This window comes from Pedobacter sp. MC2016-05 (assembly GCF_026239735.1).
In the GTDB taxonomy this organism is placed as follows: domain Bacteria; phylum Bacteroidota; class Bacteroidia; order Sphingobacteriales; family Sphingobacteriaceae; genus Pedobacter.
The window spans coordinates 173,806-192,294 of the sequence record NZ_JAPIVT010000002.1 but is presented as its reverse complement, the minus strand read 5'-3'; the positions used below and the strand labels follow the sequence as shown (position 1 = coordinate 192,294).

The window sequence follows — 18,489 nt, the reverse complement described above, 5'->3', positions numbered from 1 at the left end:
AAACTTTGTTTTAATGGAGTGTCTTAGTATCGATAAGTCAGAAACGGTGGCGAATGGTTTAATAGGCAGGGTAGATTAAAACTCAAACCTTCTACGTTGATCTCCTTGTCAAGCTAACACGCAATAGCCACCTGTCAAGTTTAGATTAATGGAACTTTTCCAGTTTTTTGATGTTGTAAATTATACTCTTAAATCAATAACATGAAAAATGAACCCATTAAAATTAGTGAAAAATTTAATGTTGACACCGCAACATTGTTCAGGGCTTGGACGGATGAATCTGCATTGAAAGCCTGGTGGAAACCAACAGGGAAAACACTTTCAAATGTAGAGAACGATATTAAGGAAGGCGGAAAAGTTGCGTATCATTTCGAAAGTGAAGCCGAGACCACCGGTAAATTAACCATCGAGGGTACGTATCAATCTGTAATTCCAGAACAAAAACTGGTTTATACCTGGAACTGGATAGTTGATGATGCAGCACTTGAAAATGGTAATTATCTGCTTACCGTTGGCTTTGAAGCTGCGGGAGAGGGATCCGAAATAACGATCACACAGGAGAATCAAAGTGAAACTGAAGGAATACATCCACACGAGGAAGGTTGGAAAGAAGCGCTGGAAGCTTTAAAAACTTATCTGGAAAAAGAAGCATTAAACGGAGAATCAGCACAACATTAGTTGCTTAAAGCATCCCAGTTTTGTTGTTATTTGAGATGTTGGAATGGGCATCTCGAATAACATCAACGAGCGATTTTTTCCCATTTATATGCAAAGTCATGTTCTTCAATCGCGACAATGCCATGCCGTCTATGAGGTAACCAAATTTAGGGAGAAGGTGAGCTCATTAATTGATATTTTCAAATAAACTTAAAGCAAAACTGATAATCTGCTATTTTAGCAGACGCCAGAATCATGGCCCGTTATCAACTCAAATCACTTTTAAAAAAATGTATAAATCCCAGGTTCCAAAAGCTTTACTGAATCTTATCATTTTATTGACAATCTCGCTGTGTTGGGTAGGATCATCCAGGGCACAAGATTCTTTAAAAAGAGCTCAGGATTCTGTTCAGGTTATCCCTGACACATTGCTGTTCAGAATCCAGACTGCCCAGGCAGCCATTACGGAAATTAATGCAGCCAATAAAAAAGGCTATGATGTGAGTGCAACTCAAGATCGGCTGGCAGTACTTGGTTCCAGTATTGCTTCCGTAAAAAGGGATTTTGGCAACGGAAAAGGTAATGCAGAAAGCAGAAGCCTGGTTAGTTTTAAACTGATCTTGAAAGATGTGCAGACTGAACTTTCGGCAATCTCTGCACGCCTGGTCAAAACCAATTCTGAACTTCAGCGAATGTCGCAACAGGTAATTGACCTCAGTTCCGATTCGCTGCTTCTTGCAGATCAGGAAGAATCAGAAAAAATGTTGTACAGACCTCAACTCTTGCAAATAAAAACCCGTTTGCACGAAACTGGAGAGGTTACAGGCAAAAACCTTTCAAAAGTAAGCGAGCTTTTAGCAAAAAGTTCTTCCATGAGCAGTGAGGTAAATGATTTACAAGTTGCCCTTGATGACCAGCTGGAAAAATCTGGACGGATTGCGGCCAATAGAGAAGTTCCATACATTTGGTCAGCACCTTTAAAACTGTTTGGGTTTAGCCAAATTGGTTCAAGGTTGTCCGATGCCTATTTCGGACAGGGAGAAATCTTCCAATATTTTATCAATTCAATCTGGGATACCGGCGTTGTGTTACTGATTGTTGTGCTGGCTTTTTTTATCTGGGTTCACCGGAACTTTGTAACAGCAAGTCGTTTATCAGTTAAGCGAAAGATAGGAGAACTCAAATTCGACTATTTGCGGGCTTATCCCATTATGGCCAGTTCCATTGTTCTTTTATGTCTTTTGCTCGCCTTTCACTCCGATGCACCCTCTATTTTTATCGAGGTGGTACAACTTATTTTAATGATTTTGATTACCATCCACTTGCGAAGAGTTTTGCCAAAAGAGGCGCTAAGGTTGTGGTTTATGATTCTCGGTGGCTTTGTGTTCCTGGTTTTTGCCTCGAGCCTGATCAGTGAGGCGCTCTTGCCGAGATTGATTTTGTTGGCCATCCATGTGGGTTTTCTATTTTTAGGAGTGAGGATGTATGGGAAAACAAAAATTCCGCAGTTTTCCAAAAGGTTCATTAAATTAGTTATCTGGGTGCTGGTATTGATGAACGGACTGGCGATAATCATGAATGTGTTTGGCAGAATCAGCTTATCTAAAGTCTTTGGCATGGCTGGGGTCATTAATCTGACGCAAATGATTTCGCTGGCTGTATTTATCCAGATTATGCTGGATGCACTCGAACTACAAATCAAAATAAGTTCTTGCAATAAAGGTTTCTTCTCCAGGTTAAATCCTGATGCAATGAAATCGCAGTTCAAAAAGGTACTTAAGGTATTCAGTTTTATTGTTTGGCTTTTAATCTTATTTAATAATCTGGGGATGTCATCCGGGATTTATAGCCTGATGACTGGCGTACTCTCCAAAGAAAGAAGTTTCGGCAGCATCCACTTTTCGCTTGGAAATGTGCTTTTCTTCTTCATTATTATATACGTTTCCAATAAATTACAAAAACATGTGCCGCTATTTTTTGGCGAACAAAAAATCAGTTTCGATGGCGCCAGTGATCATAAGGGTTCAAAAGTGGCACTTTTTCGGTTAATCATTATCGTGATTGGACTGCTTCTAGCTTTTACCGCATCTGGCCTCCCGATGGATAAACTTACCGTTGTTTTGGGCGCACTTGGTGTTGGAATTGGATTAGGTATGCAGAATATTGTGAACAACTTTGTTTCCGGCATTATTTTAATATTCGAGAAACCCTTCCGTATTGGTGATTATGTTGAACTTGCAGATAAAAAAGGTAAGGTTCAGGATATTGGTATTCGGTCGAGCAAATTACTCACGCCACAAGGCTCTGAAGTGATCATCCCAAATGGTGATTTGCTTTCCGGCAGGTTGGTCAACTGGACGCTGAGCAATGATTATCTGAAATCCGAATTACTAATCAAAGTAAGCTCCACCGCTAACATGCAGCAGGTTCAGGAAATCATTTCCGAAGTGATCAAAGGATCAGTCCATACCGTAAACAAGCTCCCACCAGAAATTTTAGTTAATAATTTGGCAGCCGATAGTGTGGAAATTAAAGTTTTAGTTTGGGTTAACAATGTGTATGTAGAAGCCGCCTTTAAAAGCGAGACTCTTTTGCGCATCATGGTTGCTTTCCAGGAAGCAGATATCAAAGTGATGTAATTCGCGATTTGTTACATCAGATAGGTTGAGTAAACGCTTTGAAGAAAATCCCTGCATATTTTCTTGTTTTGTGCAAATTACTATTTGCCAATGCGCAAAAGCCCAGTCTCATTTTTTAATTTTTCCAGATGAAGATTTAATAAATATACGGAACCTGAAGAAAAAAGCATTAGATCTATATTCTTTGGTGAGTTTCAATTTGGGTCGCCCTTGATAATAGCTTATTTAACTAATCGTTTGCTAATATTTAATTTCTTTTGATTTGAGTTACCGGTCTGTTCTGACTATATGATTTGTTAAAGAAGGATGCTGTTTACTTCCGCTACAAAACGTTCCACTTTTTTTGTACTAAAAAAACTTGATAGAACCAACACATCTTCTTTCTGGCTTCCCGGTTTAAAAAAATATACCTGTACATCGGTTCCCGAATAAATCATATTAGTTGATTTTCTAACCGTTTGGATTCCATTGAAATCATCAAATGAATAAGTTCTGTTCCCCAATCCGATAGGGTTTTTTCGCGTGAGCATTCTGGAACCCTTGTCAAGAGTAATTTCGGTAAAACCCGACAGGATAATCGCTGGTCCTCCAACCAGGGTAAAGAGCAGAAAGCAAACTCTCCCGATATTAAAGCCGCCGCCCAGCCATGCATAGGGTGTAATTTCATGAATGCCTATAGCCAAAAGACAAACGCCAAGTAAAAGGCTGCCGATTCTGTTTCTTTTAAGAGTGTATGCGCCACCATTTGGGATAAAAAACTTATACTCATCAATATACTGTGGGGCGAAATCTCCCAGGCTATCATGCGCCTCCAGATGACGGTGTAGAGGGGTGATTACCTCATCGACAAAGGCGATTGCATTGGGATCATCATTTTTTCCATAACTGGATGATACCAGTATCCCTTTTCCATATCGATCATTTTTTTTAAATAGCCTGTAGGTATAGGACCCAGCCATGTTGGAAACAGGTGAAATACTGTATATTTTAGAAAATGGAAGGGAAGATATGGTCAGCAAGCCCATTATTTTTTTTCGCATGACGCCCGCACTAATGTCAAACTCTACAGATGTGCCCGCCCACAGGATGAATAGGGTAACGACCGTTATCAGGATAATAAGTATTGGCAGGGAAGAAGTAAAAGAATTTCGGAGATAATAAAGATAGACCAGGTATCCGCTCAGGAAAAAAATGGATAGTACGGCAGCAAGAATATAGGATAGGCCATATGGGTAAACTGTTATACGGTCCGGCTCAATCCGCCAACGGGTTTTCGATAATGATTTCAATGACAAGGGCTTTAGATTTTTTAAACATCTAAACACTTTATGAGCGATTTGGTTTTGCTGATATTTAATGAAATCATTAGTAAAAGGAAGTGGTAAGAGGGGCAGAATACATTCGTTTTTTGAGACAAGATACTCTAAAATTCATATCTAAAATTACAAACAAGAAAATCCCCAGGTTTTGAAAATCAAATTTAAAGATTGAAAGTAGAAAACTAAGATTTATATAAAGATTTTTTTGCAGCCAGTTTTAAGACTTCCACAATCCCTTCATTCTTTACTATATACATTCCTAAAGTTTCGTTGGAAATTCCTTCTTTAAGAGAATAAGTAAAAATCGGTTTTTTGTTTTCAAAATAGGTGTCTAGGTATCGAAATGAGATATTTTTAAAGTTATTTAAAGAAGTAGCTAGCTCTATGATGTGAATAGAGATAACAAATGCTGAATTTTGAATAGCTTGTTGCTCCGCCATAATTAGAGAAGATGCATCATAGGCATCCTTTACATTAGTTCCTCTAAATAACTCATCAAATATCACAAAAACATTTTGGTTCTTAACAAAATTTCTGCAACCTCCTTTACTCTCTTTACTTCCGTATAATAATGACTTAAACCATCGTTGATATTGTCAGGAAGATTAATTGTAGTTACCAAACCATTGAGCACACTCAATTTCATTTCCTCTGCTGGGACGGGAAAGCCTAGGTGAGATAAATAAATTGTTAACCCCAGGGACTTTAACAACGAGGACTTTCCAGCCATATTAGATCCTGTTAAAAATATTATGTTTTTAGTAACATCTATCTGGAGATCATTTTTAACTGGTTCTTTAATCGAAGGATGAAAGAGGCCAGTAATAGATATATTTAAATCTTCCTCAATATTAAAAATCGGGAACGAAAATTCTTTAGAAGCAGCAACTAAAGCGACATTTTCAAAAACGTCTAATTCATACATCAGCTGTAGGAATTTTTTAATATTATGTTTTTCTGCTCCGCGTATAGCTCTGTCTAACTTTGTTACAGCTAAGAAACGAAGATGTTTTTCGTTGAGCAATGAAGCTTTCATCAAAACACCTCCATCAATGGTATCAAAAATCTCATCGAAAATTTCATGAAGATATGTTGGAGGATTATTTGCTTTTTGATCGTTTATGAAGTTTAAAATGTATTTTGTAGTCTTGATAAGATAATTGAGCCCAGTTTTTATAATATAATAATTATTACTAGAATTACGTATTAAGTAATCCGATAAAGCATCAAGTGGATTATTTTTAAAGTGCTTAAATTTGCTTTCAAGATAGAAATCAATCAAATCGATTTCTTCATTTCTGATATCAAAATTAATTTGGTTATCAAAAAAAACCTAACACCGTCCCTCTTGAGACTTCTGTATAAAGTGACTTATTCTTATTGCCGAAATTTGGACGACAGGAAAGATCTTGAGCAAGAAATTATAATCCAACTATGGAAGTCATTTAAAAACTATAACCAGGAATTCAAACTATCTACCTGGATATACAAAATAGCTCTGAATGTGGCAATATCGCATTATAGAAGAGATGTGAAACGTAAGGAGACTAATGAACCTTATGATGATGCTGTCTTTCAAATTTCCGAGGAAGAAAATTGTTCTGAAGAGAATACCTATAGAACGCAGCTCTTATATAAATTTATAAACAAGCTTGATGAGCTAAATAAAGCAATCATTATCCTTTATTTAGAAGATAAAAGCTATAAAGAAATATCAGAAATCATTGGATTAACGGAAACAAATGTGGGAACTAAGATTAACCGAAGTAAAAGAAAATTGAAAGAAAGCATTTCATTATTAAATGACTAGGTATATGGAACTCGACGAATTAAAAAATCTCTGGCAAGCAGATGACAAGAACTTAGATAGCAGAATAAGACTTAACAACACACAATTGATGAAAATGAATATAGAGAATGCAGCCGGAGAATTTAGCAAGATTATCAACATATCATTGTTAGGGAGGAATATGGCCTTAGTTTATTGCTTTATATCAATTGGCATGGCTATTTTTATGATTAGTGCAATTGAATACAGCGTACCGGCGATATTCGGTGGCATGGCAATGCTTTGGTCATTTATCTCTCATTTATCAATAGAAAAACCTGACTATAATGATTCGATAGTCCAATTACAAAAGAATATTTGCAAATTTAGGATTCATTTGGCCGCAAATGCCAGGTACGACATCTTTCTAGTTGCATTATGGGTTTTAAGTGTAGTGCCTATTTTCATTAAAATTGTTTACAATTTTTCGTTGTTTAATAGCAATAAGGCGTTAGCAATCTTTTGTTTGGTTGGTTGTGTTGCGCTTTCCCTTATGATAGCTTTAAGCCGAAAAGCCTACGCAGAATACGATAGGACCTTAAAAAAATCCGAGGCTCATCTGGCAGAGCTCATTGAATTTGAAACGAAGAGCCTAAATGAATAACACTCAAAATATAATGAAAACACCAATGGCTGCGGGATCTTTTTTAAGATGTGAATTGTGCCAACTTACGTTCGAGGAACTAGTATCGTCTTATGGTTTGATGATGATTGAGCGGCCAATCGCGGGGATGAAAGTCAAAAAAACAGCACAGGTTTAAATCTTAACGTCACCCTTAAATATAATTGATAGTGATAGTCAACTTATTTTATGTCAGTATTAGATTATGATGGTGCACCACCATTTTTGAAATAGATGATTTTCAAACAAGGATTATCGTAAATTTGGACTAAACAAAATCTTATTTATAAAGTTGTAGATGTTAATTTAAATCAGATCATATCGTGAAATCCTTCCTCAAAAGAATCCTTTTTTCAACTGTTGCTTTCATTGCTTTATCAGCTCATGTTTATGCCGTAAAGCAGTCATTTTATTATCAGATTAAAGTATATCATTTTAAAACTGATCAGCAGGAGAAAGTCATTGATGAATATTTAAAAACTGCGTTTTTGCCCGCTTTGCACACCAAAGGCATTAAGGATATTGGTGTTTTTAAGCCGATTGCCAAAGATACTTCAGATAGGCTGATTTACGTTTTTATACCGCTTAAAAAACTGACGGATCTGGATAGAATCAATACGGCGGTTGGCAAGGACAAAGCGTTTGCTGAAAAAGGAAGCCCTTATTTAAATGCGTCATATAATGAACCGCCGTATACCCGTATAGAATCAATCATTTTGAAGGCTTTTGCTTCGATGCCAGAATATTCGCTTCCAAAACTCACTACACCTAAAAATGAACGGGTTTATGAATTAAGAAGTTACGAAGCGGCAACGGAAAATCTTTCCCGCAACAAAATTGAGATGTTCAACGATTATGAAGTCGCAATTTTTTCAAAGTTGAATTTCAATGCTGTTTTTTATGGGCAGGTGATTTCAGGTGGTAAAATGCCTAATTTAATGTATTTGACAACTTTTAATAATAAGGTCGATAGAGATAGCCATTGGGCAGCTTTTGGTCCTGAATATAAAAAGATCAGCGGTTTGCCTCAGTATCAGCATAATGTGTCCAAAAATGTCACCTTATTTTTATATCCAGCAGATTATTCTGATTTTTAAACAGACAGGCTTTTCCCTCTTTTATGAGATGGCAAAGGCTGATGTTAGTAGTTCTAAGAAGAAATTCTTAAGTTAACCCTCTATTTTTAATTTCTGCGGCAATAGCTTTGCTGGTTTTTTGGCCATTAATAATCAGGAACACAAAAAATAAAGGGAAAAAAGTAAAAAAGCCAAGCCCGTTTTTTAGTGAACTATAGATTGCAACACCCACCAAAGCACCAATAAGTATACAGGTAATAATTAAACTTGATTTTGCTGTCTGATGTCTTTTAAGTAGCTCTTGGTCAGATAGCTGCTTGATTTCCTGTATCGTATTCATAAGGTTAAATTTGATATTGTAAATTACACCGTTTAAAATTTCCTGTTTGATTGAACCACTCGATTAGAATTTGAAGGCAATTGAAATATTTTAATTAATCAGTTTGAACAGCGCCATTGAAAAGCCTACCAACACCGAAATAATTAAATAAGAGACAGGGATCATTATTGCTCTTAACAGTTTTGATCTCCTTGAATAGCCATACCCGGTAAAAAACTGGTTATAAAACCAAATACTGTAAAGGAAGCCGCCTACCGCTACAAATAAATAATAGAAGAATAATAGCGTAGGGATATGCGTGTAAAAAATCGTAACTACTGTAAATATTAAAGCAAGAATAAGTTCTACTGCCGTCTTGTAAGAATTCAAGACCAGGTGTTCGCTATAATTAAGTTTAGCCTTTTTGAACCAGAAATAGCTAAATAAAGAGTAAAGGGGGATCAATATCAAAATAATCACCTTTGGATATTTGGTGGCGAAACCCTCATAGGTACTCATTGTCTGCTTACTGTTCAATGGCATGATGTCTGATAAATGGATTTTTACATATGGCGATAGTAAACTCGAAATGGCCAGTAAAAGAATAATCAGGGTAACAAAACTAAAAAACCTCACCCTTTTTCCCTGAATAAATTCCCTAACGCTATCACCCGGTCTTAAAATCAGCTCTTTTAGTGTAAATAAGACTCCTTTATCAACATGCCAAACACCGTGAATAAGATCGTGTTCCATGAAATGAATTAAAGAGTAGCGATGAGTGCTTGCTTTTTGCCCACAATTTGCGCAGTAAGTCCCGGAGGTTTCCGACTGACAATTTAAGCAGGAATGTAGATCTAGATGTTTTGAGCCTTCCACTGTCAATTATTTCTGTTTTTTATAGCAGCATTAAGTTGATTAACTCTCATCAATATAGGGATCATCACGAGCAGGCAAACTGGAACGATAGCCAGTAAATATGCATTATGTTTGGTAAAGGTTAAATACAAAGCTAAGCTTATGGCAACAGCCATTATCAGCGCATATCCTATCGCGACGCCTTTCATCAGGTTTCGCTGTTTTTTTAATGATTCGATACTTTGATCTGAGACTTCAGTTTTCATTCGTTTATATGTATTGTTAAAAGCTTAAATTTCTAAACATTTTATCCTGCTCCTTCTGGTGCGTTAGCGAAGGAGCAACATAATTTTTCGGTTAAAGCAACATGGTTAGTGTTTCCGTTTTTAACGTCACATCATCCGTTAACGGGCGATGTAATTCTTATCTGTCAGCATGCTATTCTTCAAATCTTAATCGTTTCATCGTAAAATGTAACCAAATTTAGCCATCCGAGAAAATTTCATTCAGTACCAAAGCTAACATTATTCAAAACTGGAAAAATGGGTTTCAATAGTAGGTGATGCCTTTACGAATTATGTAAAAATTGTAGCTTCTTCTAGTTATTTAATTTCCCGATGCCTGCTTCAAATTTATCAAAATATTATTATATCTCAACATTGAGAGTTAAATTTATTTTACGTTTGCTAAAATCTTAAACAGGTAACAATTTTTCAAAGGAAGATAGGGCTGAATACGGTGAACAAAAACTGGTGAGGCATAATCTATCGTTAAACAAAGCCAATAATTTATTCTCGTGATCTTTTTAGTTTGGTTCAACAAATACTCAGCTTTTAAGCTTTAGATTATCATTAGACAGAAATGAAACAGCCTTTCGTTTTATAGGTAGAAGCTTTGACGGTGCCACGAAAAAAATGCAAATTGCAGCAAAGTTTATTCAAATGGCAAGAAAAGTAACGGATGGCCCAGTCAGGAACAAGGAACGTACCAAGAAAAATTTGGTCGATGCGCTTGGAGAAATTTTGAAAAGGGATGGTTTTTCGGGAGTGAGCATTAGTAGGGTTGCGGAGAAGGCAAAGGTGGACAGAAGATTGATTTATGATTATTTCGGTGGATTGGAGGGTTTGGTGAAAGAATACCTCAATAATAAGGACTATTGGAAAATTAGTCCGGAGGAAATTAGTGAGATTGTTGAAGAAAGTAAAGTAGATGATGGGAAAGCATTTGCCTATCAGGTTCTGGAAAACCAGTTCAATAGCCTAATGAGTAGCGAGGAAATGAGACGGATCATTACCTGGGGGCTAAGCGAAAAGTCATCTGTTTTAAAGGAATTAGACTCAAAGCGAGAGAATATTGGTGATCAGCTGCTGCGTGAGATCTTCGATAAAACCTTCAGTGATAGCCATAAGAATTTCCGGGCAATTTATGCGATATTAATGGGTGGAGTGTATTATCTTACACTTCATAGTAATATGCAGGAAAATCCTTTTTGTGGTATCAACCTTCAAGAGCCATCCGGTCAGGAAGAGATTAAAAAAACCCTCAAAACAATTATCGAGCTTGCATACACTTGATCCGTTGCTAATCAAACCGAATATGAAGTAACGTTACATTTCAATCCTTAAGAATAGGGGAGTAGAATAATGAGTGGATTTTGGCTAAACATTATTATTTGTGAAGTCAATGATTGCTTTTGACCTTTTTAAGATTTTATTACTTAAGACAATTTTATTTTTGAATCGCTTGGCCTTACTGCCAAGTTTATTTTTTTACAACCACAATCTTTCGGATAAGGGCAGCCTGGTTTCCATTGATCAGCGTGACCACACTGCCGTTTTTCCAATATTGTGCAGTTCCGGATGCTCCAGCATCACTGTAACCAGCGACGTAAACATCTGATCCTACCACGGCTATCGATTGACCAAAGGCACTTTGAGGACCATTAGACAGCGCAACTGGCACCCCGTTTTTCCAGTATTTGGCAACTATGGCATTACTCCCGATAGCTGAGCCAGCAATGTAAACATCACTTCCACTCACTGCAATAGCAGTACCTCTTACATCGGCAGAACCATCATTGATAAGAACTGGTGCCCCCAGGTTTTTGCTGTAGCGAGTTTGAGACTGCCCTGAACTATTATAGCTTTCAGACCATGCCATATAAAGATCGTTCCCAGATCGTGTTAAGGCCTGATCGCCGGCTGTTCTTGTTCGATCAGAAAGATCGATTAATTGTCCGTTCTTCCAGTAGCAGGTAATGGGAGTCAGCCAATCAAGATTTCGTCTTTCGCCTATCACATAAACGTCACAGCCTACAATGGTAATATCCTATGCAATAGCCTGTTAGGTTTTCCTCGGTAAGCACTACCGGCGTTCCATTCTTCAGTATTTGGCCTGATAGGTTGTTCGCCCATTGGCGATTTCCTGACCGGCAATGTAGACATCGTTTCCTTGTATAAAAATATCATTGGCATAAGCGTCTCTAGTGCCATCGGTGAGTGATATTGCTGTTCCATTTTTCCAGTATTTTGATACATATTTTCCAGCTGCATTAATTTCGTATCCTGCTATATGCACATCCGATCCGGATACCACCATTGCATTTGCATCAGATGAGCCTGAGCCTCTTCCCAAAGTTATGGCATTGCCGTTTTTCCAGTATTTAGCCACATAGCCCTCTCTTCCTGCGGCATAGATGTCAAATGGTGCAGAATCGGGGAGATCCTCACGGCTTCTTTTTTTGCATGAGGTGAATAGCGTAATCAGTATAAGGAAAAGTAATGCGTATTGTATCGGTTGTTTCATAAGATAATATTGGTGTTAGCTGAACAGCAATAACTGGATTTGGTTTGGATCATTTTTTCTTTGATCGACGGTTTCATGGATGCATTTTTAATACTCGATCTATATAAATGAAGATTTAGAAATGATACAATCTGAAGATTCTGCTAGCCCTGCAAAATCAATGAAATATTTATTTATTTAGGTGTAGCATAAACACATCTGTTCTCGTTTTGATGATAAAATACCAAACCAAAAAACAATGAAAAATATCGCTCTAAAAAACAGTCTTTTATTATTGATCTTCGTTTCAACTATTTTTCTCAGTTGTAAAAAAGATCGTGGTTTCATTCAGACCAAACCAGTAGATTCTTTTCTTCCAATGCAGGTGGGAAACCTTTGGTATGCCAACAAAGAAAACTACACGGAAATTCAAGATAGCACGCTAATCAATGGGAAGCTGTTCTACAAATTTTTCTCCTTAATTGGAGGAGATGGGATCAGCATTTCTTATTTGCGTATTGATGAGCAAGGTAAACTTATCGCTAGTGATCCAAAATATCCAGACTTAAGGGTTATACGGGCCGACTTCAATGCAAAAATTGGGGATGTGTTTTTTACCATAGGATCGGGTACTGATACCGACCAACAAGTTACCGTTACCGAAAAAACAGATTCCGAAATGCGCTTTTCATTCGATTCCATTTATCATCCGAATTTGAAAGGACATCCCTTTTTGGTCAGTTATATTAAGGGGCAGGGGTTTTCAGGAACCTGGACGAAGCTTCGTATTAACGGTGTTCAAATTAAATAACGCAACATTACAACGCTCCAGTCAAATTTAAAAATGGCCACAGATGAAGATCCGGGCCATTTTTATTTAGTTTATTTATTATTTGTTCTTTCTCAGATCTGTAAATTCCGCTGCTTTGTTTTTAGAAGTTTTTTTCAGCTTAAACTGATCAAACACTTCTCCAGATGCTTTGTAAGCCGTATAGTTCAAATCGTCACCATTTACAGAAATGATTTGGAAGAGCTGCGTATCTTCTGCAAAAACATCCATCCATTTTGGGTTAACATCCACCTTGTACATCTTAGGTCCAGCTACTGAAACCACATACATCGGTCCGCCTACTTTGCCCGAAGTTCCGAAAGGCAGGTTTTGACCACGACTATAGGTATGATCATGTCCTTGCAACAATAAATCGACATGGTATTTATCAAAGAGCGGCTTAAACAATTCTCTGAATTCCTTATTATCTCGCCCTTTTGCCGTAGAATAAATTGGGTGGTGATAAGTAATCATAGTCCATTTTTTGGGATTGTTTTTCAAGACTTCCTCAAGCCACTTTGCTTGCAATTTTAATGAGGTAGAATCCAGCACAATCATTTGTGAATTGAGCGAGATTACCCTCACATTCGAATAATCAATATAATACACCGATTCTTTTAACTGCGCAGGACCGTTTTCTGGCAGTGTGTATTGTGCCCGCCAATGCGGATCTAAAGTTAATGTACGGTGCTCATCTCTAAAATATTCGTGGTTTCCCGATGATGGAATACTCGGAATCATTCCATTGATAAAACCTCCACCAAAGTGCCACTCGCCCCATTCATTATCGTTGTTTGATCTGTTGATCAAATCTCCGGCATGAACAATAAAACGGGCATCACCATGTGTGGCAAAGGCCTTTCTAATTACTCTCGGCCATTTTGAACGGATATCGTTCTGTGCATCTCCAAGGTAAATAAAAGAAAAGGGCTTGTCTGTAGCTGGTGCAGTTTTAAACTGAAACCATTCACTCCAATTTTTACCATCTCCAACCCGATAGGTGTATAAACGATCTGGTTGCAAATCGCTAAAAGTGATGCTGTGATAATTTGCCGATTGGTATTCTATGCCTTTTAAAGTGGAAGTGACTGCTTGATATTCCTTCGCATCCGGCTTTTCTAATTTTGGCGAACTGCTTTCCAGCAAAATCTGCCCGTAGCCTACACTTACCGTGCTATCTGTTCTCCAGGTAACCGACTGAGTGGTTTTAGGATCGCCAGACCAGGTGAGGATGATTCGATCGGGAAAAGAGCCTGCGTTAAAATTTTGCGCCTTTACCTGGTTGTAAATAACGGCAGAGAGTAAAAGGCTTATGGATAAGAGAATTTTTTTCATTTTCATTATTGGAAAGGAGTGTATTTGAAGCCTAGGTTGGCCCATGATGAATAATATTTGTGGTCGTTCGGGCGTCCATCACCATAATCGAGTATGATTTGGGCGTTATTGATGTTGCTGATTCCCATGAAGATGGAGAACTTTTTGCTGATCTTTTGTGATGCTGAAAAGTCTAACTGTACTCTGCCTTTTTCCATCAAATCATTTGCTTGCACCTCTGCCAGTTCGGAGATAAAAGTATCGTAGAAATTCACAGAAATACGACCAGAGAAACCATATTTCTCATAAGACAAAGAAGCGTTTCCAACCTTCGGGCGCATAGATGGGAGTCTAACCGTTCTTTCGCTAACTATTCCAGGAACAGTAAACTTAGATTGAATTTGAGTAAAGTTACCGTAGATACCAAAGCCATTTAAGAAACCCGGTAAAAAGGTAAGCTGTTGCTGCCAGGCAATTTCATAGCCGTAAACATGCGCATTAGCGCCATTAACAGTTTGTGTTACCTGATAGCCGTTAAACTGTCCGCCAACCTGGGTGTAAATACTTTCGAAAATATAGTTTTCTATGTTTTTGTAAAATACACCACCCGAAATTAGACCTAGGGATTTTAGATAATGCTCAAATAAGAAATCAACATTTGTGGATGTCGCTTGATCAAGATTCGGATTACCGATTTTCATCCGTTTTCTTCGAGGTTCCACTTCCTGCCAAGGTACAAGATCGTAATAACCAGGACGGGAAAGTGATCTGGTTACTGCAGCCCTAAAATTGGTTCTCGAATCCAAAGCATATTTTAGATTTAAACTCGGGAAAAATCCAGCAAAAGATGATTTGGTGTTCACCTTATTGGTACTCAAATAATTACCGGTGTTATCAAAATTTACGATATTTCCATTGTAATTGAAACCAGTCCGTTCGTAACGCAAACCACCAATAATATCAAACTTGTTTAAGGTTAGCTTTCCCATCCCGTAACCCGCGGCCAATGTTTCGCTACCATTGTAAGTATCTGGGTCGGTGTTTTGACGGATATAGGTCGTGTTATCTACAAAAAGTGATTTGTTGTTTTGGTAATATTCTTCTACCAGATAACCATCAGCAATTGCTCCCGAAAGGTTGTAATTGCCATCGAAATATTTTTCACGCTCATAGTTTCCGAGGAAGTTGGAAAGCGATAGTGTCCCTGTTTTTAAAGTATATTGATAATAATCTCTGGTGTGGTCGTCTTCTTTATACTTGTAGCGTCCTCCAAACTTGACCATCAATTTATTTTTTTCACTCAAATCGAAAGTGCGTTGCAAGTTTGCAGATGCCTGACCATCCTTGTCATGGGCAATCTGATGTCGGTTGGTGTAATAGTTTGTTTTATAATTTGCGGCATTGTTGGCATCTACATTTCCAAAATCAAACTGAGGGGCTCTAGGATTTGATACATCCAACGCAGCTGAAAGACCTGTATTGCTGAAATAACCATCAAAATATAGCGGTTGATCGTATAAACCGGTGGAGTAAGTAAAGTCTACGTTCGCTTTCCAGTTGTTGAAATCGGTTTTATAGCCTAATGAGAAACTGGTCAAATCGCGGTTGTAATTTCTCGGCGAACCACTCGAACCAATATTTACGCCAGTTACATGGTTAATATCGGTGTAATCGCCAATGCTGTAACTTTTCGTCCCTCTGGTTTGAAGTTCATAAAACTTATTGAAAGATCCTCGCAGGTAAATCTGGCTTTTCTCCGTAGGGAAAAAATCGAGCTCTGCTTGCAAACCCAGGTTTTCACGTCTTAAATCAGAACCTTCAAGTTCTAAATTAGATAACAAAACCTTTTCCTGTCCATTAATTTCATAAGTATCATAATCTTTTTGAACGCGATCTTCGCCTCTAAAGCTCTTGCTGTAATTAACCCCGGCAAGGTATGCCCATTTATTATTTCGCTTTCCGTAGGTGATGGAACCATCGATGTTTTGCTTATCTAACAAGAAATTATGACCGAATGAACCTTTTACCTGAAGTTGTTCCTGACCCTGTTTTGGTGTTTTAGAAATAATATTTACCGAGCCTGATGTACCGTCAGCATCCATATCTGGGGTAAGCGTTTTGTTTACTTCAATGGCTTCTACCGTAGAAGACAAAATTCCATTTAAATCTATTTCTCTGGAACTTGTAGAAGTGGAAGGCAATCTGTTGCCATTCAGCGTTACCGACCCCATAGATTGATCAAGTCCTCGGATGATGATGTTGCGTGGTAATCCGTAACTGTAATCCATGGCAATTCCAGGAACTCTTTGCATCGCCTCGCCAACTGTTGCATCCGGAAAACGTTCAATTTGTTCTTCAGAAAGTACATATTTAATGTTATCTGCATTTCGCATGCTACTTAATGCAACCGCCTCTCCACGTCTGATTCCATTGATGGTGATGCCTTTCATCTCGTTATTCAATCCCGAAATTTTTAGCTCAACGTTGGTGATTTTTCCATCTTCAATACTTACCGTATATTCACTTGGCGAATAGCCAATATAATTTACGGCCAGCACTGCTTTACCTACCGGTACATTGTCGATAATAAAATAACCATTTACATCGGTGATAAATTTTCTGTTGGCGCCTTTTAATACCACAGTTGCATAAGGTAGAGTTTTATCGTTCTCCTTATCCTTAATATAACCCACAATAGATCCGGGTTTTGCAATCTTCCGCATTTGAGGTTTGCTTTTAATCATCACCAATCCATTTTCTTCAATCATGATTAGTGAATTTTTTTGCAGTAGTGATTCAAGAATTTTTCTGGCAGTTTTCTGGCGATCGCTAACAGTTACTCTGTTTTCGGTAATAGCAGAATTAACGTAAACAAAGCTTACGCCTGTTTTATGCTCAATTTCTTTAAAGGCAACTTTTAATGAAACGTTTTTCAGTTCAAGGTTTATTTTTCTATCCAATCCGGTTTGTCCATTGGCCGAAGAAGCCTGTAACAGGTTGATAAAGAGGATAGAGGTAAAAGCGTAAATCAAGCTTATTCGCATAATTATTTTCACAGAGCGGCTAGCCCCATTAAAATTTTTCATAAATTTGGGTGTGTTTAAATGTTCGTATTTATTCATATTTCCAGATCAATCGACGGTTCGTGGCCATTGATCGATCCTATTAAGGCCGTTTCCTATCTTGGGATCGGCTTTTTAGTTTCCGTTACATGCGTTTCCTCCTTTTACATAAATAGTTTTATCGATTTGTTTGATATTGATGTTCATTACAGTTTGTATCGTTTTGAGAATTGTTTTTAAATCTTTATTCTCGAATGTAGCATTGAGCTTACAAGAACTTTGTTGATAACCTTTGGTGTCAAAGTTTACATTGAACCTTCTGGCTATGGTTTCCAATGCCTCCATTACTGGGGTTTGATCGAAAATAAGCCTACCACTTCGCCAAGCATCTACATCGTGATTATTTGTTATCGCAGCAAATTGTCCCGTTTGGTTGTCGAAAGAAATCTGATGATCAGGTAGGAGAAAGATAGGAGCAGAAGTTGGCGAGACGCTCTTCAATACGCCGACTTTACCTGTTTTTACCCCGATTTGTATCTGCTTTTCATTTTGGTATGCCCTAATGTTGAAACTTGTGCCATATACAACCGTTTTAATTTTACGGCTTTCTACCACAAAAGGTTTGGTTGGTTGATGTTTCACATCAAAGAAAGCCTCGCCAGATAGCTGAATAATCCTTGTAGAATCTTTTAACATATCTTTCTTGTACCGAATCGAGCTACCCGCATTTAGATTTACCTTTGATCCGTCTGGAAGATTAATTTCCAATAGCTTTCCTGCCGCTGCGGTTTGAGTAATGTATGTTGAGGTTTGTGGAATAATACTTTTTTTGTAGAACAAGCTTCCTATCACCAATAAGGCACCAATGCTGGCAGCTGCCAAACCATATTGCCAAAAAGAACGTGATGTTAATTTCGGAGCTGTGCTGGAATGTTTCGACTCAAATTGAGTTAGTGCTTCACTCTCTTCTGGCATGAGTTGCCCACTCATTTTCCAGATTTTTTCCGCTTCGTTAAAGGTATTTTGGTGTTCAGGATCTTCTTCAAGCCAGCTATTTAATGCCTGCCGGGAATTAATCGTTTCTGTATCTGTAAATCTTTTGATGATGTTATTCCAAATTTCGTCTTTCATGGTCGTTTGTAGGTGCTCATGATGAAGGACAGATTTGAAAGCAGAAAATACGGG

18 protein-coding genes are annotated in these 18,489 nt (G+C 37.7%); 7 read left to right on the top strand and 11 right to left on the bottom strand.

Annotation, left to right across the window (positions count from 1 at the left end; all coding sequences use genetic code 11):
* Nucleotides 1-201 precede the first annotated feature (201 nt).
* Entirely contained in the window at nucleotides 202-678 is a 477-nt protein-coding gene (locus tag OQZ33_RS03875; RefSeq protein ID WP_265797745.1) for an SRPBCC family protein, read from the top strand.
* A 269-nt stretch (nucleotides 679-947) separates the two neighbouring features.
* Nucleotides 948-3,296, top strand: coding sequence for a mechanosensitive ion channel domain-containing protein (locus tag OQZ33_RS03870; RefSeq protein WP_265797744.1), 2,349 nt, complete (start codon nucleotides 948-950; stop codon nucleotides 3,294-3,296).
* 296 nt (nucleotides 3,297-3,592) lie between these two features.
* Here the strand turns inward: OQZ33_RS03870 and OQZ33_RS03865 are convergent, their stop codons facing one another.
* The 3 genes from OQZ33_RS03865 to OQZ33_RS03855 form a co-directional block, all read right to left on the bottom strand.
* On the bottom strand, nucleotides 3,593-4,585 hold the full coding sequence (locus OQZ33_RS03865; RefSeq protein WP_265797743.1) for a hypothetical protein: 993 nt from the start codon (nucleotides 4,583-4,585) through the stop codon (nucleotides 3,593-3,595).
* A gap of 212 nt (nucleotides 4,586-4,797) precedes the next feature.
* On the bottom strand, nucleotides 4,798-5,121 hold the full coding sequence (locus OQZ33_RS03860) for a MutS-related protein (protein WP_265797742.1): 324 nt from the start codon (nucleotides 5,119-5,121) through the stop codon (nucleotides 4,798-4,800).
* On the bottom strand, nucleotides 5,118-5,897 hold the full coding sequence (locus OQZ33_RS03855) for a MutS-related protein (RefSeq protein WP_265797741.1): 780 nt from the start codon (nucleotides 5,895-5,897) through the stop codon (nucleotides 5,118-5,120). Before OQZ33_RS03855 ends, OQZ33_RS03860 begins: the two co-directional genes overlap by 4 nt.
* On the opposite strand from OQZ33_RS03855, the gene OQZ33_RS03850 reads away from it, so the two are divergent.
* From OQZ33_RS03850 to OQZ33_RS03840, 3 genes are all read left to right on the top strand, one after another.
* Nucleotides 5,862-6,425 carry an RNA polymerase sigma factor gene (locus OQZ33_RS03850; RefSeq protein WP_265797740.1) on the top strand — a complete coding sequence of 188 codons (564 nt, stop codon included), beginning with the start codon at nucleotides 5,862-5,864 and terminating at the stop codon, nucleotides 6,423-6,425. The two genes, OQZ33_RS03855 and OQZ33_RS03850, sit on opposite strands and share 36 nt — an antisense overlap.
* 4 nt (nucleotides 6,426-6,429) lie before the next feature.
* A complete protein-coding gene (locus tag OQZ33_RS03845; protein WP_265797739.1) occupies nucleotides 6,430-7,047 on the top strand; it encodes a hypothetical protein in 618 nt (205 codons plus the stop codon).
* A 341-nt stretch (nucleotides 7,048-7,388) separates the two neighbouring features.
* Entirely contained in the window at nucleotides 7,389-8,162 is a 774-nt protein-coding gene (locus OQZ33_RS03840; RefSeq protein WP_265797738.1) for an NIPSNAP family protein, read from the top strand.
* A 67-nt stretch (nucleotides 8,163-8,229) separates the two neighbouring features.
* On the opposite strand, the gene OQZ33_RS03835 is transcribed toward OQZ33_RS03840, so the two are convergent.
* The 3 genes from OQZ33_RS03835 to OQZ33_RS03825 form a co-directional block, all read right to left on the bottom strand.
* Complete coding sequence (locus OQZ33_RS03835; protein ID WP_265797737.1) at nucleotides 8,230-8,481, bottom strand: hypothetical protein; 252 nt, start codon at nucleotides 8,479-8,481, stop codon at nucleotides 8,230-8,232.
* A 90-nt stretch (nucleotides 8,482-8,571) separates the two neighbouring features.
* Complete coding sequence (locus OQZ33_RS03830) at nucleotides 8,572-9,213, bottom strand: DUF3667 domain-containing protein (protein WP_265797736.1); 642 nt, start codon at nucleotides 9,211-9,213, stop codon at nucleotides 8,572-8,574.
* Nucleotides 9,214-9,338: 125 nt separating this feature from the next.
* Nucleotides 9,339-9,581 (bottom strand): hypothetical protein, encoded by a 243-nt coding sequence (locus OQZ33_RS03825; RefSeq protein ID WP_265797735.1) that lies wholly within the window; start codon nucleotides 9,579-9,581, stop codon nucleotides 9,339-9,341.
* 675 nt (nucleotides 9,582-10,256) lie between these two features.
* On the opposite strand from OQZ33_RS03825, the gene OQZ33_RS03820 reads away from it, so the two are divergent.
* The gene (locus OQZ33_RS03820) at nucleotides 10,257-10,889 is read left to right on the top strand and encodes a TetR/AcrR family transcriptional regulator (protein ID WP_265797734.1); all 633 of its coding nucleotides are present in this window, start codon (nucleotides 10,257-10,259) and stop codon (nucleotides 10,887-10,889) included.
* A gap of 187 nt (nucleotides 10,890-11,076) precedes the next feature.
* Here OQZ33_RS03820 and OQZ33_RS03815 read toward each other — a convergent pair whose 3' ends face one another.
* Both OQZ33_RS03815 and OQZ33_RS03810 read right to left on the bottom strand, forming a co-directional pair.
* Nucleotides 11,077-11,475: a hypothetical protein gene (locus OQZ33_RS03815; RefSeq protein ID WP_265797733.1), complete on the bottom strand. Its 399-nt coding sequence runs from the start codon at nucleotides 11,473-11,475 to the stop codon at nucleotides 11,077-11,079.
* Nucleotides 11,476-11,697: 222 nt separating this feature from the next.
* On the bottom strand, nucleotides 11,698-12,120 hold the full coding sequence (locus OQZ33_RS03810; RefSeq protein ID WP_265797732.1) for a hypothetical protein: 423 nt from the start codon (nucleotides 12,118-12,120) through the stop codon (nucleotides 11,698-11,700).
* Between the two features lie 238 nt (nucleotides 12,121-12,358).
* Between OQZ33_RS03810 and OQZ33_RS03805 the strand changes: the two genes are divergently transcribed.
* Nucleotides 12,359-12,910: a hypothetical protein gene (locus OQZ33_RS03805; protein WP_265797731.1), complete on the top strand. Its 552-nt coding sequence runs from the start codon at nucleotides 12,359-12,361 to the stop codon at nucleotides 12,908-12,910.
* A gap of 78 nt (nucleotides 12,911-12,988) precedes the next feature.
* Here the strand turns inward: OQZ33_RS03805 and OQZ33_RS03800 are convergent, their stop codons facing one another.
* The 3 genes from OQZ33_RS03800 to OQZ33_RS03790 all read right to left on the bottom strand — a co-directional run bounded on the left by OQZ33_RS03800 (nucleotide 12,989) and on the right by OQZ33_RS03790 (nucleotide 18,435).
* Entirely contained in the window at nucleotides 12,989-14,263 is a 1,275-nt protein-coding gene (locus tag OQZ33_RS03800; RefSeq protein ID WP_265797730.1) for a purple acid phosphatase family protein, read from the bottom strand.
* A 5-nt stretch (nucleotides 14,264-14,268) separates the two neighbouring features.
* Nucleotides 14,269-17,328 (bottom strand): TonB-dependent receptor, encoded by a 3,060-nt coding sequence (locus OQZ33_RS03795; protein ID WP_265797729.1) that lies wholly within the window; start codon nucleotides 17,326-17,328, stop codon nucleotides 14,269-14,271.
* A 111-nt stretch (nucleotides 17,329-17,439) separates the two neighbouring features.
* A complete protein-coding gene (locus OQZ33_RS03790) occupies nucleotides 17,440-18,435 on the bottom strand; it encodes a FecR family protein (protein WP_265797728.1) in 996 nt (331 codons plus the stop codon).
* Nucleotides 18,436-18,489 lie beyond the last annotated feature (54 nt).

Excerpts from the sequence above, each read along its gene's own strand:
- OQZ33_RS03815 (WP_265797733.1), bottom strand. The coding sequence starts at position 11,475 with ATGGCATGGTCTGAAAGCTATAATAGTTCAGGGCAGTCTCAAACTCGC.
- OQZ33_RS03795 (WP_265797729.1), bottom strand. The coding sequence starts at position 17,328 with ATGAAAAATTTTAATGGGGCTAGCCGCTCTGTGAAAATAATTATGCGA.
- OQZ33_RS03820 (WP_265797734.1), top strand. The coding sequence starts at position 10,257 with ATGGCAAGAAAAGTAACGGATGGCCCAGTCAGGAACAAGGAACGTACC.
- OQZ33_RS03870 (WP_265797744.1), top strand. The coding sequence starts at position 948 with ATGTATAAATCCCAGGTTCCAAAAGCTTTACTGAATCTTATCATTTTA.
- OQZ33_RS03810 (WP_265797732.1), bottom strand. The coding sequence starts at position 12,120 with ATGAAACAACCGATACAATACGCATTACTTTTCCTTATACTGATTACG.
- OQZ33_RS03790 (WP_265797728.1), bottom strand. The coding sequence starts at position 18,435 with ATGAAAGACGAAATTTGGAATAACATCATCAAAAGATTTACAGATACA.
- OQZ33_RS03825 (WP_265797735.1), bottom strand. The coding sequence starts at position 9,581 with ATGAAAACTGAAGTCTCAGATCAAAGTATCGAATCATTAAAAAAACAG.
- OQZ33_RS03875 (WP_265797745.1), top strand. The coding sequence starts at position 202 with ATGAAAAATGAACCCATTAAAATTAGTGAAAAATTTAATGTTGACACC.
- OQZ33_RS03800 (WP_265797730.1), bottom strand. The coding sequence starts at position 14,263 with ATGAAAAAAATTCTCTTATCCATAAGCCTTTTACTCTCTGCCGTTATT.
- OQZ33_RS03845 (WP_265797739.1), top strand. The coding sequence starts at position 6,430 with ATGGAACTCGACGAATTAAAAAATCTCTGGCAAGCAGATGACAAGAAC.
- OQZ33_RS03830 (WP_265797736.1), bottom strand. The coding sequence starts at position 9,213 with ATGGAACACGATCTTATTCACGGTGTTTGGCATGTTGATAAAGGAGTC.
- OQZ33_RS03835 (WP_265797737.1), bottom strand. The coding sequence starts at position 8,481 with ATGAATACGATACAGGAAATCAAGCAGCTATCTGACCAAGAGCTACTT.
- OQZ33_RS03805 (WP_265797731.1), top strand. The coding sequence starts at position 12,359 with ATGAAAAATATCGCTCTAAAAAACAGTCTTTTATTATTGATCTTCGTT.